Below are 18,846 nucleotides of genomic sequence, written 5' to 3' on the forward strand. Positions count from 1 at the left end.
GGTCGGGTCCGCCCAGGCGGGCCGGCGCGCCCACCAGCCGGCCAGGGCCGCGGACCCGGCGCCGCGCCGCTGGAGGTCGGCGGCGGCCAGGAGCGCCACGAGGGCGGGCAGGACGAGCGCTGTCGGCCACGTGCGCGAGCCCGCGGGGGTGGCCAGGACGAGCAGGAGCGCGGTGGCCAGGGCGCTGGTCGCCACGGCGCAGGCGGCGGAGGCCGTTCCCAGCAGCCGGGAGCGGCGCACGGCCGAGCGGGCCAGGAGGACGACGACGAGGCTCAGGCCCAGCAGCGGCAGGCCGAGGACGCCGTCGGGACCGTCCGCCGCGCCGTAGGAGCCGCCCAGGGCCAGGCTCCACAGGGCCGTGCCCGTGCGCACGGCACCGCCCACGGACAGCACTGCGGCGGCGTCCAGGGAGGAGGTGGCCACGAAGACCGCCAGGGTGGGCACGACGGCGACGACCCACCCTCCCAGGGCCGCCTCGAGCCCGGTGCGCACGGCGAAGGGCCAGTCGCGGGGCAGGAGGGTGCGCGGCAGGGGGCGGGTGGTGCTCACTCCTCGCCGCCGTCGGGCCCGCCGTCGAGGCCGCGCAGCAGGTCGCGGGCGATCGCGGCCGTGGCCGAGGGGGTGCGCCCCACGCGCACGCCGACGGCCTCCAGGGCGGTCTTCTTGGCCTCAGCGGTGCCCGAGGAGCCGGAGACGATGGCGCCGGCGTGGCCCATCGTCCGGCCCTCGGGGGCGGTGAAGCCGGCCACGTAGGCGACGACCGGCTTGGTCATGGAGGAGGCGATGTAGGCGGCCGCCCGCTCCTCCGCGTCGCCGCCGATCTCACCGATCATGACGACCAGGCGCGTGTCCTCGTCGGCCTCGAAGGCCGCGAGCGCGTCGATGTGGGTGGTGCCGACGACCGGGTCCCCGCCGATGCCGATGCAGGTGGTGAAGCCGATGTCGCCCAGCTCGTGCATGAGCTGGTAGGTCAGGGTGCCGGACTTGGACACGAGGCCGACGGGGCCGGGGCCGGTGATGTCCGGTGGTGTGATGCCGACGTTGGAGCGTCCCGGGGAGATGATGCCGGGGCAGTTGGGGCCGATGACGCGGGTGCCGTGGGCGGTGGCGTAGGCGATGGCCCAGGTGGCGTCCGCGACGGGCACGCCCTCGGTGATGATGACGACCAGGCGCATGCCCGCGTCGACGGCCTCGGTGACGGCGGCGCGCACGTGGGCGGGGGGCACGAAGACGACGGAGACCCGGGCGCCGGTGGCGGCGCGGGCCTCGGCGACCGTGCCATGGACGGGGACCTCGACGGTGCCGGCGGCCACGCCCGCGGCGCCGGGCCCCAGGGGCTCGACGTCGAAGGCGACGGTGGTGCCGGCCTTGCGGGGGTTGACGCCGGCGACGACGCGGGTGCCGGCGCCGAGCATGCGGCGGGTGTGGCGACGGCCCTCGGAGCCGGTCATGCCCTGGACGATGACGAGGTCGTCCTCGGTGAGGAAGATGCTCATGGCTCAGGCCTCCTGTGGGGTGTCGGTGCGGGGGGCGGTGGCCTCGTGCGCGAGGCGGGCGACGACGTCGGCGGCCCCGTCCATGGTGTCGACGACGGTGACGCCGGGCAGGGCGGCCTGGGCGAGCATGCGGCGCCCGTCCTCGGCGCGGTTGCCGTCCAGGCGGACGACGACGGGCTTGTCGAGGCCCCCCAGGCGCTCGACCGCGGCGATGACGCCTCCGGCGACGGTGTCGCAGGAGGTGATGCCGCCGAAGACGTTGACGAGGACGGCGCGCACCTGGGGGTCGGAGGCGACGAGCTCGAGGCCCGTGGCCATCGCCTCGGTGGAGGAGCCGCCTCCCAGGTCGAGGAAGTTGGCGGGGCGCACGCCGCCGTGGCGGGTGCCGGCTCCGGCGACGACGTCGAGGGTGGACATCACCAGGCCGGCGCCGTTGCCCAGCACGCCGACCTCGCCCTCAAGGCGCACGTAGTTGAGGCCGAGGGCGTGGGCGCGGGCCTCGAGGGGGTCGGCGCCGTCGCCCTCGTGCGCGTCGGGGACCGCCTCGTGGCGGAAGGCGGCGTTGTCGTCGAGACTGACCTTGGCGTCGAGGGCGAGGACGGTGCCGTCGGGGGTGACGGCGAGGGGGTTGATCTCGACGAGGGTGGCGTCCTCGGCCACGAGGGCCTGCCACAGCAGGACGAGGACCTCGGCGACGCGGTCGGCCAGGGGCTCGGCGATCCCGGCGGCGGCGGTGATGCGGGCGGCGGCCTCGGGCGTGACGCCCTCGAGCGGGTCGATGCCGACGCGAGCCAGGGCCTCGGGCCGCTCCTTGGCGAGGGTCTCGATGTCCATGCCGCCCTCGGTGGAGCACAGGGCCAGCCAGCGGCGCTCGGCGCGGTCGAGGAGGAAGGAGGCGTAGAGCTCCTGGGCGATGTCGGCGCCCTCGGTGACGAGGACCCGGTGGACGGTGTGGCCCTTGATGTCCATGCCGAGGATGGCCTCGGCCGCCTCGCGGGCCTGGGCGGGGGTGCGGGCCAGGCGCACGCCGCCGGCCTTGCCCCGCCCACCGGTGCGGACCTGGGCCTTGACGACGACGAGCGGGCACTGGTCGGTCAGCAGCCGCTGGGCGGTCTCCTCGGCGGCCAGGGGGTCCGCGGCGACCTCTCCGTGGAGCACGGGCACGCCGTGACGTTGGAGGAGGTCCCTGGCCTGGTACTCGTACAGGTCCATCGAGCGTGGAGTCCTTCCCGGTTGAGCCCGTCGTCGGGCGGTGCGGCCCACCTCGTGGTGAGCCCGGCTGGTGCGCCGAGGGTAGCGCGAGCGCCTGGCAGGCACCTGGCAGAACGGGGCGAGACACCTCAATGCCGGGACCTTGGTCCGCCCCGCCCGCCCGGGGCCCGCGCCGACGGGCCCACGACCGTCCCGATCCGGGGGCCGCGGGCCGGGCCCGGCCCCGATCGCGTGACGCCCCGGCACTGAGCGACCACAATGGGGCCCGGACCTGTCCCCTCACAGAAGGACGCCCGAATGAGCCCCGTCGCCCTCGAGCAGACCCCCTCCCCCGTCCTCACGCCCGACGGCGCGAGGGCACGTATCGGCGTGCTCACCTCCGGTGGTGACGCCCAGGGCATGAACGCGGCCGTGCGCGCCGTCGTGCGCGCCGCCCTGCGCATGGGCGCCCAGCCCTACGCCGTCATGGAGGGGTGGGCCGGCGCCGTCGCCGGCGGCGACGGGATCCGCCCCCTCGAGTGGGACTCGGTCAGCGCGGTCCTGCACCGCGGGGGGACCGTCATCGGCACCGCCCGCTCGGACGAGTTCCGCACGTGGGAGGGGCAGATGGACGCCGCGGCGCACCTGCTCGACCACGGCATCGACCGCCTCGTCGTCATCGGCGGCGACGGCTCCCTCACCGGCACGGACGAGTTCCGCACGAACTGGCCGCGCCTGCTGGCCGACCTCGTCGCCGCGGGCCGCCTGAGCCAGGAGGTGGCCGACGCCCACCCGGCGCTCATGGTCACCGGCATCGTCGGCTCCATCGACAACGACCTCGTGGGCGCGGACATGACCATCGGCACGGACTCCGCCCTGCACCGCATCCTCGACGCCATCGACGACATCTCCTCCACGGCCGCCTCCCACCAGCGCACCTTCATCGTCGAGGTCATGGGGCGCCACTGCGGCTACCTGGCCCTCATGAGCGCCGTCGCCGGGGGCTGCGACTACGTCCTCATCCCGGAGATGCCGCCCGCCGAGGGCTGGGAGGACGACATGTGCCTCAAGCTCGCCAAGGGCCGCGAGGCGGGGCGCCGCGAGTCCATGGTCATCGTCGCCGAGGGCGCGACCGACCGCGACGGCAACCGCATCACCGCCGACGACGTCAGCCGGGTCATCAAGGAGCGCACCGGCGAGACGCCGCGGGTGACGATCCTCGGCCACGTCCAGCGCGGTGGCCAGCCCTCGGCCTACGACCGGTGGATGTCCACGCTGCTGGGCTGCGCGGCGGCCCGCGAGGCCATCCTGGCGACCACCGGGTCCGAGCCCGTCATCATCGCCGAGCACCACAACCGCATCCACCGCCTGCCGATGATGGAGCAGGTGGCGGCCACCCGTGCGATCAAGGACCTGGTGGCCTCGAGGGACTACGAGGCGGCGGTCCGCTCGCGCGGCGGCTCCTTCGCCGAGATGATCTCGATCTTCGAGACGATGTCCACCCCGCCGGAGCTCTCCCCCGCCGCCCCGGGCGGGCTCCACCACGAGTCCGAGGCCCCCACGGGCACCGGCCCCGCCACCGCCAAGCGCGTCGCCGTCGTCCACGCCGGCGGGCTGGCGCCAGGGATGAACACGGCGGCCCGTGCGGCCGTGCGCCTGGGGCTCGACCACGGGATGACGATGCTCGGCGTGCACGGCGGCTTCCCCGGGCTGCTGGACGGCAACGTCGATGAGCTCAGCTGGGACGACGTCGAGGGCTGGGTCGGCGACGGCGGCGCCGAGCTCGGCACCCGCCGCGAGGTCCCGCGCGTCGAGCAGCTCTACGCGCTCGGGCGCGCCATCGAGTCCGCCCGGATCGACGCGCTGCTCGTCATCGGCGGCTACAACGCCTACCTCGCCGCCCACCTGCTCGTCACCGAGCGCGACCGCTACCCCGCCTTCAACATCCCCATCGTGTGCGTGCCGGCCAGCGTGGACAACAACCTGCCGGGATCGGAGCTGAGCATCGGGGCGGACACGGCGCTCAACGCCTCGGTGCAGGCCCTGGACGCGATCAAGCTCTCAGCCGCCGCCTCGCACCGCTGCTTCGTCACCGAGACCATGGGGCGCCGCTGCGGCTACCTCACGCTCATGAGCGGCATCGCCACGGGCGCCGAGCGCGTCTACCTCAATGAGGACGGCATCACGCTCAAGCAGCTGGCCGCGGACTCCGAGCGGATGGTGGAGTCCTTCCGCTCGGGCCGCAAGCTCTACCTCGTGGTGCGCAACGAGAAGGCGAGCGAGAACTACACGACGGACGTGCTGGCGAAGATCTTCGCCGAGGAGGGCCGCGGGCTCTACGACGTGCGCGAGGCGATCATCGGCCACATCCAGCAGGGCGGCAACCCGACCGCCTTCGACCGCATCATGGCCACCAAGCTCGTCCACCACGCTCTCGGCCTGCTGTCGGCCGAGCTCGGGTCGGGGACCTTCGCGGCCTCCTACGTGGGGCTCGTGCGGGGCCGGCTCGTCAGCCACCCGCTCGCGCGGATGCACGAGGAGCTGGACCTGGACAAGCGCCGTCCGCTGTCACAGTGGTGGATGAGCATGCGCGACGCCATCGGCCTGGTCAACGACAACGACGGCCCGATCCCGCTCAGCGCCCTGCCGGCCTTCATCCCCGAGGCCGACTGAGCAACGGGCCGGGCCCGGAGGTCTCAGCCTCCGGGCCCGGCCCGTGCGCGTCCAGCCTCGCTGGCGCTCAGGCCACCTTGGCGGCGGCGCGGCGCTCGGCGAGGACGGCGTTGTTGGCCTCGACGACCTTCTTCTTGAGCGGGTAGAGCAGGAGGATGGCCAGGGCCACGAGGATGTAGCCGATGCCGGGCACGAGGTTGGAGAGCATGTAGATGCCGTCGACGACGGACCCGCTCTGGGCGTGGCCGGCGGTGGCGGCCGCGGTGTCGTAGCCGATCCACCCCAGGGCCCAGCCGGTCAGGCCGCCGGCCAGCGCCTGGCCGAGCTTGCGCGACCACGAGTAGACGGCGTAGACCGTGCCGTCGCCGCGCTCACCGGTGCGCACCTCCTGGTAGTCGATGACGTCGGTGATGAAGGCCCAGACGAGGAAGTTGAAGCAGGCCATGGCGAACATGGCGACGGCGTAGAAGATGATCCAGGTGGTGGCGGACTCGATCTTGAGGACGTAGGCGGTGATCATGAGCACGCCGCCCACGCTCATGGCGACGATGCCGACCTCGGCCTTGCCGAAGCGGCGCGAGAGCCAGGGGGCCACGAGCACGAGGGCGAGGGTCGGGGCGAGGGAGGCCATGGAGGCCACCGACTGGATCTTGCCGTTGCCGAAGTAGTTGAGGAACAGGTAGCTGAGCATGCCGTTGCCGAAGAGCATGGACACGAGCAGCAGCAGGGCGGCGGCGATGAGGCCGAGCAGGGCCCTGTTGGAGAAGACGGCGGCGAGCATCGAGCCGATGCCCATCTGCTCTCCCTTGGCGGGTGTGGAGTCCACGCGCTCCTCGACGAGGAAGTAGCAGGCGAGGTAGCAGGCGACGGCGAGGACGGAGCAGACCGCGGCGCCCATGGTCATCGAGGGGCCGTCGAGCACGGACTGTCCCTCGGCGTTGGTCTTGTAGACGACCAGCGGCAGGACGGTCATGATCGCGATGTTGGCCAGGGTGGCTCCGGTGGAGCGCCACACGGACAGCTCGGCGCGGTCGTCCGGGTCGGGGGACACGACGGAGGACATGGAGCCGTAAGGGATGTTGATGGCGGTGTAGGTCACCGAGCCCCACAGGAAGTAGGTGGCGCACATCCACACGACCTTGAGCCCGTAGGAGCCGAAGTCCGCGACGAAGGACATGTACATGAGCACGCTGGCCACGGCGACGGGCACGCAGATGTACTTGATCCAGCGGCGGAAGCGGGTGCCGGGGACCTTGAGCGGGAGACGGTCGACCAGCACACCCATGCCGACGTCGGTGAAGCCGTCGCACACGCGGGCGACGAGCAGGAGGGTGCCGACGTGGGCGGGGTCGATGCCGACCACGTTGGTGAAGAACACCATGAAGAAGGCGGCCTGGAGGATGAAGGTGAAGTCGTTGCCGAAGTCGCCGAACATGTATCCGACCTTGTCGCGGATCCCGAAGGGCCGCTTGGGGGTGAGCACGCCGGGGGCGGTCACGGGGGAAGCTGACATGGGGTGGTGTCTCCTGTCTGGTCGCGTCGTTGCGGCGGGCGGGACGGGCTCGCGCACTCGTCCTCGCCTGCAGATGTGGCCTCGACCACGTCTGCGCTGACGACTAAGGCTCACTCACGCGCCCAGGGGCACCCTCCTGTTGCCATATGTTTCCGGCGGGCTCGCGGCGGAATGACGCGGCGTCAGCACCTTCGTGCGGCCCGGGTGGCAACTTCGGGCAACTGCCTCGAGGCATCCTGGGCCCCGAGACAATGAGGCCCTGCCTCGCACCGCCGCGAGCCCCACCGCAGGAGGAGCCCGAATGCTATCCGTCCGCCAGACCCCCTCACGCGACGTCCGCAGCCTCGACGGCGTGTGGCGCTTCCAGCTCGACCCCGCCCAGGACGAGGGCCTGGCCCTGCGCTGGTTCGCCGCCCCGCTTCCCGGGCCCCGCCCGATGCCGGTGCCGGCCTCCTACAACGACGTCACCACCGACGTCTCCGTCCACGACCACGTGGGCCTCGCCTGGTACCAGCGCGAGGTCCAGGTCCCCTCCCGGCTGGGCGAGGACCGCCTCGTCCTGCGCTTCGGCTCCGTCACCCACCACGCCACCGTGTGGGTCGACGACGTCGAGGTCGCCACCCACGCGGGCGGCTACCTCCCCTTCGAGGCCGACATCACCGAGCACGTGCGCCCCGGCGGCACCTTTCGCCTCACCGTCGCCGTCGACAACCGCCTGTCCTGGCAGACGATCCCGCCGGGCTACCTCGGGCGGACCAGCCAGGGCCGCACCGTCCAGCGGTACTTCCACGACTTCTACAACTACGCGGGCATCCACCGCAGCGTCAGCCTCGTCACCCGGCCCGCCGTCCACGTCAGCGACGTCACCGTCGTCACCGGCTTCTCGGGTGAGGAGGGCGAGCGCACCGGCACGGTCGGCTACACGGTGACCACCAGTGCCGAGGCCGAGGTGGGCGTGCGCGTCCTGGACGCCGACGGCACCGTCGTCGCCACGGCCGAGGGCGCCACCGGCACCGTCGAGATCCCCCACGTCACCCTGTGGCGGCCCGGCCGGGGCCACCTCTACACCCTCGAGGTCACCGCCACCGCCGACGGCGTGAGCGACGTCTACCCGCAGCGCTTCGGCGTGCGCACCGTCGAGGTCAGGGACTCCCGCTTCCTCATCAACGGAGAGCCCTTCTACTTCCGCGGCTACGGCCGCCACGAGGACAACATCGTGCGCGGCAAGGGCCACGACGACGTCCTCATGGTCCACGACTTCGAGCTCATGCGCTGGCAGGGCGCCAACTCCTTCCGCACCTCCCACTACCCCTACGCGGAGGAGGTCATGGACCTGGCCGACGAGCTCGGCCTCGTCGTCATCGACGAGACCCCCGCCGTGGGCCTCAACACGGGCATCGCCGGCGGCTTCTTCGCCTCCAAGAAGCTCGACACCTTCTCCCCCGCAACCGTCAACGACGCCACCCGGGACGTCCACGTCGCCGTCACGCGCGAGCTCATCGCCCGCGACAAGAACCACCCCAGCGTCGTCCTGTGGTCGGTCGCCAACGAGCCCGAGTCCGCCACCGAGGCCTCTCACGACTACTTCGCGCCCGTGGCCGCCGCCGCCCGCGAGGCCGACCCCACCCGGCCTGTCGGCTACGTCAACTTCATGCTCGCCACCCCCGACGTCGAGCGGCTCACCGACCTCTTCGACGTCATCATGGTCAACCGCTACTACGGCTGGTACGTCGACACCGGCGACCTCGAGGCCGCCGAGGCCGCCCTGCGCGCCGAGCTCGAGGCCTGGGTGGAGCACGCCCCCGGCCAGCCGATCCTCTTCTGCGAGTACGGCGCGGACACCATGCTGGGCCTGCGCGACGTGCTGGCACGCCCGTGGAGCGAGGACTTCCAGCGCGACATGCTCGCCATGTACCACCGGGTCTTCGACGACGTCGACGCCGTCCAGGGCGAGCAGATGTGGAACTTCGCCGACTTCCAGACCTCCACCGGCATCAACCGGGTGGGAGGCAACAAGAAGGGCATGTTCGCACGCGACCGCAGCCCGAAGGCCGTCGCCTACGAGGTGCGCCGGCGCTGGCTGGCCATGCGCGAGCAGCAGGGCTGCTGAGCACGCCGTTCCCGCACCCACCCACCCCAGGAGGACCAATGGACGACGCCGGCACCCGGCCGCGTCGCAAGACCGTCACGATCTACGACATCGCCGAGGCGGCCGGGGTCGCCCCCTCCACCGTCTCGCGCGCCCTCTCTCGCCCCGGACGGGTGTCCACCGAGACCGCCAGGCGCATCCACGAGGCGGCCGACCGCCTGGGCTACAAGCGCACGGCACCGCGGCGCGTGGAGGCGGGCGCGGAGGAGACCTACGTCATCGCCCTCGTCATCGCCGACGTCGGCAACCCCTACTTCACCCAGCTCATGATCGGCCTGCAGGAGCACGCCGCCGCCAACGGCTACACCGTCCTGCTGCTCGACTCCCGTGAGAACGCCGCTGAGGAGAAGGCCGCCATCGAGCGGGTCCTGCACCTCATCGACGGCATCGTCCTGTCCGCCTCGCGCATGACGAGCGCGACCATCCAGCAGCTCGACCGGGTGGTGCCCGTCGTCTCCCTCAACCGGCAGGTCCCGGGCGTCACCTCGATCCTGCCGGACTCCCAGCAGGGCATGCGCCTGCTCGTCGACCACCTCGCGCCGCTGGGCCACACGAGCCTGACCTACGTGGCCGGCCCCACCGGCTCGTGGGCCAACGGCGCCCGCTGGGAGGCCCTTGGGGCCGCCTGCCGGGCGGCCGGCATCCGCGCCCACCGCATCGGCCCCTTCCCGCCCACCGTCATGGGCGGGGTGCGCTCGGTGGACGCCTGGGCCGCCGGCCCGACCTCCGTCGTCGTCGGCTACAACGACATCCTCGCCATCGGCTTCATGAAGGCCGCCATGGCCCGAGGGCTCGACGTGCCGGGGGACGTGTCCGTCGTCGGCATCGACAACGCGGGCCTGTCCTCGCTCACGGACCCGGGGCTGACCTCCCTGGCGACCGGCTCGCGCACGCTGGGCTCCTCGGCGTCGACGGCGATGGTCGGCTTCCTGCGCCACCGCTCGCAGGCCCAGCCCCTGGTGACGCTGCTCGAAATGAGCCTCAAGCACCGCCAGAGCGTCGGTCCCGCCCCGGGGCACCCGCCGGCGCTCCTCGCCCCCTCCCCCGGCTCCTGACCGACCACCGCCCCCGCACAAGGAGACACCCCATGACGGACCCCCGACCGCTCACGCTCGACCCCGACCGGCTCCTGCCGGCCGACCCGACCACCCGCGCCATCGCCCGTGAGCTCCTCGCCACGGTCGAGAAGGCTCCGATCGTCTCGCCCCACGGCCATGTCCCGCCCGAGTGGCTGGCTCAGGACATCACCTTCGCCGACCCGACGAGCCTGCTGCTCACCCCGGACCACTACACGAACCGCCTGCTGCACTCCCTGGCGGGGGTCGAGCTGGAGGAGATGGGTGTGCCGGTGGGCACCGAGCGCACGCCCGAGCAGTCACGCCGCGCCTTCAGCCGCCTGTGCGAGAGCTGGGACAAGCTGGCGGGCACGCCGGTGCGCTCCTGGTTCACCCACGAGCTCCACGAGGTCTTCGGCATCCGGGTGCGCCCCTCGGCCGAGACCTCCGACGAGATCTACGACGCCATCGACGCCGCGATCCACACGCCCGGGTTCTCCGCGCGCTCCCTCTACGAGCGCTTCAACATCGCCGTGCTGGCGACGACGGACGACCCCTGCTCGGACCTGGCCTCGCACCGCGTGCTCGCCGAGGACCCGACGTGGACGGGCAGGGTCGTGCCCACCTTCCGCCCCGACGCCTACCTCGAGCCGGCCCGACCGGGTTTCAGGGCGCTGACGGAGCGGCTGGGCGAGGTCAGCGGGGCCGACGTGTCCACCTACGCCGGGCACGTCGAGGCGATGCGTCGGCGTCGCGCCTTCTTCGTCAGCAACGGGGCCGTGTCCTCGGACCACTCGCACCGTGACGCCGGCACCGAGCGCCTGCCGGACGCCGAGGCCGAGGTCCTGTACGCGCGCGCCCTGGCGGGCACGATCGACTCCGGCGACGGCGACCGCCTGCGCCGCCACATGGTCAACGACCAGGCCCGCCTGGCCTGCGAGGACGGCCTGGTCATGACGCTGCACCCGGCCGTGTACCGCAACCACGACACGCGCACCTTCGAGCGCTACGGTGCGGACGTGGGCGGCGACATCCCGATGGCCACCGAGCTCACGCGCGCGCTGCAGCCGCTGCTGGAGGCCTACGGCAACCACGAGGGCTTCCACCTCATCCCGATCACGATGGACGAGACCCTGTACTCGCGTGAGCTCGCGCCGCTGGCCGGCTGGTACCGCAGCGTGTACGTGGGGGTGCCGTGGTGGTTCATCGACGAGCCGGACGCGATCCTGCGCTTCCGCGCCGCCTCGACGGGCTACGCGACGCTGTACAAGACGAGCGGCTTCATCGACGACACGCGCGCCTTCTGCTCGATCCCGGCGCGCCACGACATCGCCCGGCGCTGCGACTCGGCCTTCCTGGCGCGGCTCGTGGCCGAGGGCCGCGTCGAGATGGAGGACGCGCTGCGCATCAGCGCGGACCTGGTCGACGCCATCCCGCGCGAGGCCTTCAAGCTCTGAGCGGTGTGCGCGCCCCGGGGCGCGCACACGAGACGGGGAGGGCGCCCGCCGTCATGGCGGGCGCCCTCCCCGTGCTCTCGGGGCCGGTGGCCGGGGTGAGGTGAGGGGGCGAGCCACCGGCCGGTGCCACGCTCAGGCGCGGGCCTTGAGCTTGGCGGTGGCCTCGAACAGGCCGGTGAGGTAGGTGGCGCCCAGGGCGCGGTCGTAGAGCGGGTAGCCGGGCCGGCCCGTCTCGCCCCAGATCATGCGGCCGTGGTCGGGGCGCACGTAAACGTCCGGGCAGGTGTCGTGGATCGCCTCGATGATGGCGGCCATGTCGAGGTCCCCGGTGGCGGAGACGTGCGGCGCCTCCTGGAAGTGCTTGTCGCCCAGGTACTTGACGTTGCGCACGTGGGCCGCGGCGATGCGGCCGCGCTCACCGAACTCGCGGAAGATCGCGGGCACGTCGTTGTCCGGGTTGGAGCCCAGCGAGCCGGAGCACACGCACAGGGAGTTGGCCTCGGAGTCCACCATGCGCACGATACGGTCGAGGTCGTCGCGGGTGTTGCAGATGCGCGGCAGGCCGAAGAGGTCCCAGGCGGGGTCGTCGGGGTGGACGGCCATGCGGATGCCGACCCTCTCGCAGGTGGGGATGATGCCCTCGAGGAAGTAGCGGTAGTTGTCGCGCATCTGCTCGCGGGTGATGCCCTGGTAGCGCTCCATGACCTCGTCGAGGTGGCCCAGGCGCTCGGGCTCCCAGCCGGGCAGGGTCAGGCCGTTCGAGTCGCGGGCGGTGCGCTCGACGATCTCGCGCGGGGTCATGCCCTCGACCTCGGCGTGGTCGTAGTAGAGGCAGGTGGAGCCGTCCTCGTTGACGTGGGCCAGCTCGGTGCGCAGCCAGTCGAAGACCGGCATGAAGTTGTAGATGACGACCTTGATGCCGTGCTCGGCCAGGTTCTCCAGCGTCGTGCAGTAGCTGCGGATGTACTCGTCGCGCGTGGGCAGGCCCATCTTGATGTCCTCGTGGACGTTGACGGACTCGATGACCTCGCAGTCGAGTCCGGCCGCGTTGACCTGGCTGACGAGCGCGCCGATCTCCTCGGCGCCCCAGACCTCTCCGGCCGCCTTGTCCGACAGGACGCCCATGATGCCGGTCATGCCGGGGATCTGCTTGATGTGCTGCAACGGGATCGGGTCGAATCCCTCTCCGTACCAGCGGAAGGTCATGTTCATCAGAGGAGCTCCTTGTCGAGAGTGGTGCGGACGGCGCCGGGGCCGGCCACGAGCCGGGTGAAGTAGGACTCGACCTTGGCCGCCAGCGGGGTGCCGGTGAGGTCGAGGGCGAAGAGGGCGGCGTTGGACAGGATGGGGTGCAGGACCTCACGGGCCTGCTCGGGGGTCAGCGGCCCGGAGAGGCCGACCCCGGCGACGTGCGCGTGCAGCTCGTCGTAGAGCGGGTCCGGTGCGGGCTCGAAGGGGGCGCCGTCGTCGGCGACGCCCATGAGGTAGCGGCACCACAGGGCGATGACGAGCGGGATGGCCTGCAGGCAGCCCATGTCGAGGCCGCGCTCGCGGTAGCGCTTGAGGGTCTCACCGAAGCGGATGGGCATCTTCTGGGAGGTGTCCATGGCGATGCGGGCGGGGTCGTCGGGCAGGTAGGGGTTGGTGAAGCGGACCTCGAGGACCTCGGTGAGGAAGTCGGCGGGGTCGACGACGCCGGGGTCGGAGACCACGGGCAGGCCCTCCACCCACCCCAGCCGGGTGACGAGGGCCCTGAGGGCGTCGTCGCGCATCTCGGCGTCAATGGTCGGCATGCGCAGGAGCACGCCGGCCACGGCCAGGGCCGTGTGCAGGGGGTTGAGGCAGGTGGTGACCTTCATGTTCTCGAACTCGTCGCAGACCTCGCGGGCCACGACGTGGGCGCCGTAGCGCTCGAAGGGCGGGCGCTCGGCGGCGAAGGAGTCCTCGATGATGAGGTACTCGGTGGGCTCGGTGTTGACGAAGCCGGCGACCGCGGTGCGGCCGACCGTGGTGATGCCGGCGTCCTCGACGCCGACGGCGAGCAGGTCGGCGGCGATGGAGGCGTTGGGGCGGGGGGTGATCTTGTCGATGACGGTGATGGGGAAGGCGACCTGGCTGCGGTCGGCGAGCCAGTTGACGAAGGCGGCGCTGACGCTGCCGGCCTCCTCCCAGCCCTGGGCGACGGTGAGGACGGAGTCGCGCAGCTTGTCCCCGTTGTGGCTGAAGTTGTCGCAGCTCATGAGGGTCAGGGGGGCGCCGCCGTGCTCGAAGCGGTGCAGCAGCACCGAGGCGATGAGAGCCATCGTGTGCGGCTGGTAGGCGCGCGGGTCGGAGGCGGTGGCCCGGCGCACGTCGTCGGACAGGGCCCCGGTGGAGTCGTGGACGGCGTAGCCCTTCTCCGTGATGGTGAAGGACACGAGGGTGACCCGGGGGTCCTTGATGAGGTCCAGGAGGCGGGCGTGGTCCTCGGGGCGGCGGGTGGCCAGGCCCTCGCTCATGCCGGCGATGACGCGCTGGTCGCGGGTGCCGTCCGGGTTGAGGGTGACGCCCAGGCTGAGGTAGTCGTGGGCGCCGAGCTGGGTGTCGAGCTCGTCCGGACCCATGGGGGCGACGGCGGTGACGGGCCAGTGGCGGCCGTCGGAGAGCATGTCGTCGGCGATGCGGGCGAGGAAGACGCGGAAGATGTTGCCGGGGCCGACGTGCAGCCAGCGGGGGTCGGTCCGGCCGCGCTCCTGCATGGCGGTGACGTCGAAGGCGGGCAGCGTGATGCCGGCCGCGGCGTAGGCGGCGGTGTCCCTGATCCCGTCGATGGTGAGCTTCATGCCTGGTCTCGTCCTCGTTGGTGGGTGCGGCTGTTCCGGGGCCTCTCGTGGCTGGGGCCTCACGCGTGGCGGGCACGTCGTCGGGCCTGTGAGGAACGGCTCAAGCGTGGCACCGCGGGGTGCGGGGCCGGCCGTGTTGACAGATGTTGCCACCGTCTCCGCCGTCGTCCCCTGCCTCCTCACCGGTGCGGCCCGGCCCCGGTGGTCCCACGACGGCGACGGCCCGGCCGTCCTGGTGCGCAGGGCGGCCGGGCCGTCGTCGGGTGGGCTCAGTAGCCGATCGACCTCAGGTACTCGCGCGAGTCCCGGATGCAGTCGAAGGGGTCGCGCCCGTAGGTGAGGTCCTGCTCGATGAGGTAGAACTCGGCTCCCGCCTCGGCGGCGGCGGGCAGCAGGGCCGGCCAGTTCATGTTGCCCGCACCGACCTCGGCGAACTCGATGATGTTGACGAACTTCTCGTAGCCCTCGAGGAAGCGCCCCTGCTCCATGAGCTCCAGGGCCTCGGCCGGCAGCTCGGTGACCCGGTAGTCCTTGACGTGGATGAGACGGCACACGCCCGCGTACTGGGCGAGCATGTCGAGCGGCGCCATGCCCCCGCGCTGGACCCAGTGCAGGTCGACCTCGAAGTGCAGGTCCGGGGCCACGCGGCGCACGATGTCGAAGATCCGCTCGCCGTCGAACTTGTGCAGGTCCACGTGGTGGTTGTGGTAGCACAGCGTGATGCCCTCGACCTTGAGCCGGGAGGCGTAGCCGTTGGCCTCGGCGGCCCAGGCCTCGGTGGCCTCCTTGGAGACCATGGCGGAGAAGTCCATCATGCCGATGCGCAGGAAGCGGCAGCCCAGGCGCCGGCAGTGGGCGACGAGCGTGTCGAAGTCCTCATCGAGGGTGTGGAGGTCCCGTCCCTCCTGGTGGCGCAGCCCCGTGGACAGGGCGGCGACCTCGATGCCGAGCTCGCCCCGGGCACGCTCGAGGTCAGCGACGTTGGCCTCGGTCATGGGGATCTGGGAGACCTCGACGGCGTGGAGGTCCAGGGCTGCCAGGCGCTCGAGGACGGCGTACATGCCCTGCTCGGCGACCTGGTCCTTGAGCATCATCATCTGGACGCCGAGGACCGGCGTGGTCCGCGTGGTGGTGGCAGTCATCTCAGGCACGCTCCTCGAAGGCTCCCTCGGCGGCGATGCGCTCGTTGAGCAGGGTGAGGTAGGTGTCCTCGTCGAAGTCCTCGATGGACACCTCCTGGCCGGTCCAGGAGGACAGGTGGATGGCGTTGGCCAGGCGCACGCCGTGGATGCCGTCGGCGCCGGGGGCCAGCAGCTCCTCCTCGCCGCGCACGGCCGCGGCGAAGTTGCGCAGCACCTCGCAGTGCTGCTCGCCCCACACCGAGCCGTAGTCCTTGGTCTCGGTGGTCATGAGGGTGGTGGGGTCGAGCGCTCCGGTGAAGAGGTTCTTGACGTCCTCCATGCTCATGCCGGCGGACAGGGTCCGCTCGTCCTCGTTGAGGCGGGTGATGGTGACCGTCTGGGAGTCCTCGACGACGACCTTGCCCTTGTCGCACAGGATCTCGAGGCGGTCGGTGCCCGCGATGTCGTTGGTGCAGGTGATGAAGGAGCCGGTGGCGCCGTCGCCGAAGTCGACCAGGGCGTTGACCTCGTCCTCGACGGCGATGTCGCGGCGGAAGCCGTACTGGCACTTGGCGAAGACGGAGCGGGGCACGCCGCACACCCACTGCCACAGGTCGAGCTGGTGGGGGGCCTGGTTGACGAGGACGCCGCCACCCTCGCCGCCCCAGGTGGCGCGCCAGGCGGACTGGTCGTAGTAGCCCTGGGGGCGCCACCAGGTGGTGATGGTCCAGGTGGTGTGCTTGAGGGCGCCGAGCTCGCCGGAGGCGATGAGACGGCGCAGGTCCTGGTAGAGAGGGTTGGTGCGCTGGTTGAAGAAGACGCCGAAGGTGAGCTCGGGCCGGGTGGCGGCGTAGCTGATGAGCTCCTTGGCCTGCTTGGTGTAGACGCCGACGGGCTTCTCGACCAGGGCGTGGACGCCGTGCTCGAGGGCGTAGACGCCGACCTCGGGGTGCAGGTAGTGGGGGACGGTGGTGACGACGGCGTCGACGTCGCCGGAGGTCACCATCTGCCGGTAGTCGGTGTAGAAGGGGACGCCGTAGCCGTCGGCGGCCTCCTTCTTCTCCGGCAGGATGTCACAGATGGCGCCGATCTCCATGCCGGGGACGCGGCCGGAGGCGATGAAGCCGGCGTACATGCCGCCCTCGGCGCCGAGGCCGATGATGCCGAGCCTGATGTTGTCGGACATGGGTCTCCTTGGGGTACGTGTGTGGTTGTCGGTGGTTGGTGGGTGTGGCAGCGGGTGGTGCTCCCCCGCGGCCCTCAGACGCTGATGGGGGTGGCTGTGGGTGCGGGGGTGCCCGCCGAGGCCCGGTAGACGGCCTTGGCCATGGCCAGGCAGCGGGTGGCCTCACGCGGCGAGATCCAGAAGGGCTCGGCCTCGTCGAGGCGGTTGTAGAAGTCCCGGATGAGCAGCTCGTGGCTCACGCCCCAGTAGGAGCGTCCGGAGCTGGCGGCCCGGCGCTCCTCGTGGCGCTCGGTGCGCCCGTCGGCCCAGCGGACCTCGAGCCCGTCGCGCAGGGTGACGTAGGCCTTCTCGCAGTCGAGCTCGATCTCGACCGGGCGGTGGGTGGAGAGGTTGACGGTGCCGTAGAAGCAGGTGGTGGTGCCGTCGGCGTGGGTGAAGCGCGCGTAGGCGGTGTCCTCGACCTCGCTGACGCCCGCGAACTTGTCGGTCGAGACATGGCCCTGGACGCCGACGACGTCGCCGAGCAGCCACTGGATGAGGTCGAGGGTGTGGGGCGCCTGGTTCATGAGCAGGCCCCCGCCCGAGCGGGCCCACTGCCCGCGCCAGGGCTTGGACGGGTAGTAGCCCTCGCTGCGAGACCAGGCGACGGTGGCGTAGGCGCCGCGGACGGTGCCGAGGGCGCCGGAGGCCAGCAGGCGCTTGAGCTCGACGGAGGAGACATTGTAGCGGTTCTGCAGGCAGATGCCGATCTTGGGGGCGGTGCGTCCCGCGGCGGCGGCCTCGGCCTGGAGGCGGGCGACGGCGTCGACGAGCCGCTGGGCCTCGTCGAGCTCGTGGGCGACGGGCTTCTCCTGGATGACGTGGATGCCGGCCTCAAGGGCGGTGAGGGTGGCGTCGACGTGGGCGTCGTGCGGGGTGGTGACGTGGATGACGTCGGGGCGGGCGGCCTCGATGAGCTCGGTGAGGTCGCGGTAGCCGGGCGCCCCGTGGGCCTCGACCGCCGCGGCCAGGGCGTCGGGGTCCGTGTCGCACAGGCCGACGAGCTCGATGCCCTCGATGTCGGTGATGGCCTGGAGGTGGATCGCGGCGACATCCCCGCAGCCGACGACGGCGGCGCGCCGGGGGGCGGTAGCGGTGAGGCTCGTGCTGCTCACGGGCGAGCCTCAGACGGCCTCGACGCCGACGGCGGTGAAGAGCGAGAGCAGGGCGGTGTGGGCGCGGGTCCAGCCCTCGGGGCCGGACAGGGCGCCGTAGGCGTCGAAGTCCCCCAGGTGCGGCTCGAGGGAGAAGAAGCCCCTGTAGCCGCTGTCCTTGAGCACCCGGACGAGCTCGGGCCACTGGCCGTCGCCCTCACCGCAGGGGGTGACCTCACCGAGGTCGTCGGCACCGGTGGGGAACTTGGCGTCCTTGCAGTGGATGTAGACGGTGCGGTCCTTGACGAGGGGCCAGGCCTCGTCCACGGGGCGCACGCCGCACTGGACGTAGTTGGCGGGGTCGAAGGCGGCGCGGTAGGAGGGCGAGTCGATGGTGCTCAGGAGGTCGGCGACGCGGCTGGGGACGTCGCCGTAGATGTCCTTCTCGTTCTCGTGGAGCAGGACGACGCCGCTGCCCTCGGCGACCTCGACCATGGCACGGGTGCGGCGCAGGACCTCGTCGCGGTACTGGGCGGGGTCCTCGCCCTCGGGGATGAAGAAGGAGAAGACGCGGATGTAGGGGGCGCCGAGGAGGCGGGCGACCTCGACGGCGTGGCGGGTGCGCTCGAGGTGCTCCTCGAAGGGGTCGGTGACGAGGATCTTGCCCAGGTCGCTGCCGATGCTGGACAGGGCGATGCCGGCGGCGTCGAGCCTGGCCTTGACCTGCTCGAGCTGGTCCTGGCTGAGATCGAGGACCTTGGTCATCTCCACGGAGCGCAGCTCGAGGTGGCGGACGCCGAGGGTGCTCAGGAGGGCGATCTGCTCGTCGAGGTCGGGGCTGATCTCGTCGGCGAAGCCGGTCAGGGTCCACATGGGTTCTCGGTGTCCTTTCACCTGGAGTCGTCCGCGTCGTGGAGACACCTGGCAGTCGGCTGCGGGGGTGACGGCGTGCGCTCGACGGTGCCCGTCCGTGCTGTCCCCTGCTCGTCCCGGCTGCGGTGGCGGTCCTCGTTCGGTTCCTCGAGGCTATGGCGTCCGCCACGTCCGGCC

Annotated in this window: 14 protein-coding genes; 4 read left to right on the forward strand and 10 right to left on the reverse strand. The window is 71.9% G+C overall.

Going from position 1 to position 18,846, the window contains the following annotated elements; genetic code table 11:
• From H6X67_RS09110 to sucC, 3 genes are all read right to left on the reverse strand, one after another.
• Positions 1–549: cell division protein PerM (locus H6X67_RS09110; RefSeq protein WP_249435512.1), on the reverse strand; the 549-nt coding region annotated here is incomplete at its 3' end.
• Positions 546–1,496: a succinate--CoA ligase subunit alpha gene (sucD, locus tag H6X67_RS09115; protein ID WP_249368004.1), complete on the reverse strand. Its 951-nt coding sequence runs from the start codon at positions 1,494–1,496 to the stop codon at positions 546–548. The genes H6X67_RS09110 and sucD, both read right to left, overlap by 4 nt.
• 3 nt (positions 1,497–1,499) lie before the next feature.
• Positions 1,500–2,708, reverse strand: a complete 1,209-nt coding sequence (gene sucC, locus H6X67_RS09120) for an ADP-forming succinate--CoA ligase subunit beta (protein ID WP_249368002.1) — start codon at positions 2,706–2,708, stop codon at positions 1,500–1,502.
• A gap of 297 nt (positions 2,709–3,005) precedes the next feature.
• Here sucC and H6X67_RS09125 point away from each other — a divergent pair, with 297 nt between their 5' ends.
• Positions 3,006–5,360, forward strand: a complete 2,355-nt coding sequence (locus tag H6X67_RS09125) for a 6-phosphofructokinase (RefSeq protein WP_283251369.1) — start codon at positions 3,006–3,008, stop codon at positions 5,358–5,360.
• Between the two features lie 67 nt (positions 5,361–5,427).
• Here the strand turns inward: H6X67_RS09125 and H6X67_RS09130 are convergent, their stop codons facing one another.
• Positions 5,428–6,873 carry an MFS transporter gene (locus tag H6X67_RS09130; protein WP_249368000.1) on the reverse strand — a complete coding sequence of 482 codons (1,446 nt, stop codon included), beginning with the start codon at positions 6,871–6,873 and terminating at the stop codon, positions 5,428–5,430.
• A gap of 301 nt (positions 6,874–7,174) precedes the next feature.
• On the opposite strand from H6X67_RS09130, the gene uidA reads away from it, so the two are divergent.
• The 3 genes from uidA to uxaC are packed head-to-tail and all read left to right on the forward strand — an operon-like array spanning position 7,175 to position 11,534.
• Complete coding sequence (uidA, locus tag H6X67_RS09135; protein ID WP_249367998.1) at positions 7,175–8,983, forward strand: beta-glucuronidase; 1,809 nt, start codon at positions 7,175–7,177, stop codon at positions 8,981–8,983.
• A gap of 38 nt (positions 8,984–9,021) precedes the next feature.
• Positions 9,022–10,077, forward strand: coding sequence for a LacI family DNA-binding transcriptional regulator (locus H6X67_RS09140; protein ID WP_249375222.1), 1,056 nt, complete (start codon positions 9,022–9,024; stop codon positions 10,075–10,077).
• 32 nt (positions 10,078–10,109) lie between these two features.
• On the forward strand, positions 10,110–11,534 hold the full coding sequence (uxaC, locus tag H6X67_RS09145) for a glucuronate isomerase (protein WP_249369310.1): 1,425 nt from the start codon (positions 10,110–10,112) through the stop codon (positions 11,532–11,534).
• 132 nt (positions 11,535–11,666) lie between these two features.
• On the opposite strand, the gene uxuA is transcribed toward uxaC, so the two are convergent.
• The 6 genes from uxuA to H6X67_RS09175 form a co-directional block, all read right to left on the reverse strand.
• Positions 11,667–12,746, reverse strand: coding sequence for a mannonate dehydratase (gene uxuA, locus H6X67_RS09150; RefSeq protein WP_249369312.1), 1,080 nt, complete (start codon positions 12,744–12,746; stop codon positions 11,667–11,669).
• Positions 12,746–14,356 (reverse strand): mannitol dehydrogenase family protein, encoded by a 1,611-nt coding sequence (locus H6X67_RS09155; protein WP_249369314.1) that lies wholly within the window; start codon positions 14,354–14,356, stop codon positions 12,746–12,748. Before H6X67_RS09155 ends, uxuA begins: the two co-directional genes overlap by 1 nt.
• A gap of 269 nt (positions 14,357–14,625) precedes the next feature.
• On the reverse strand, positions 14,626–15,498 hold the full coding sequence (locus tag H6X67_RS09160; RefSeq protein ID WP_249369316.1) for a sugar phosphate isomerase/epimerase family protein: 873 nt from the start codon (positions 15,496–15,498) through the stop codon (positions 14,626–14,628).
• A gap of 1 nt (position 15,499) precedes the next feature.
• Positions 15,500–16,663, reverse strand: coding sequence for a Gfo/Idh/MocA family protein (locus H6X67_RS09165; protein ID WP_249369318.1), 1,164 nt, complete (start codon positions 16,661–16,663; stop codon positions 15,500–15,502).
• Between the two features lie 74 nt (positions 16,664–16,737).
• On the reverse strand, positions 16,738–17,817 hold the full coding sequence (locus tag H6X67_RS12015) for a Gfo/Idh/MocA family protein (protein WP_249369319.1): 1,080 nt from the start codon (positions 17,815–17,817) through the stop codon (positions 16,738–16,740).
• Between the two features lie 9 nt (positions 17,818–17,826).
• A complete protein-coding gene (locus H6X67_RS09175) occupies positions 17,827–18,669 on the reverse strand; it encodes a sugar phosphate isomerase/epimerase family protein (RefSeq protein ID WP_249369321.1) in 843 nt (280 codons plus the stop codon).
• Positions 18,670–18,846 lie beyond the last annotated feature (177 nt).

It is taken from the genome of Actinomyces sp. AC-20-1 (assembly GCF_023369555.1).
Classification (GTDB): domain Bacteria; phylum Actinomycetota; class Actinomycetes; order Actinomycetales; family Actinomycetaceae; genus Actinomyces.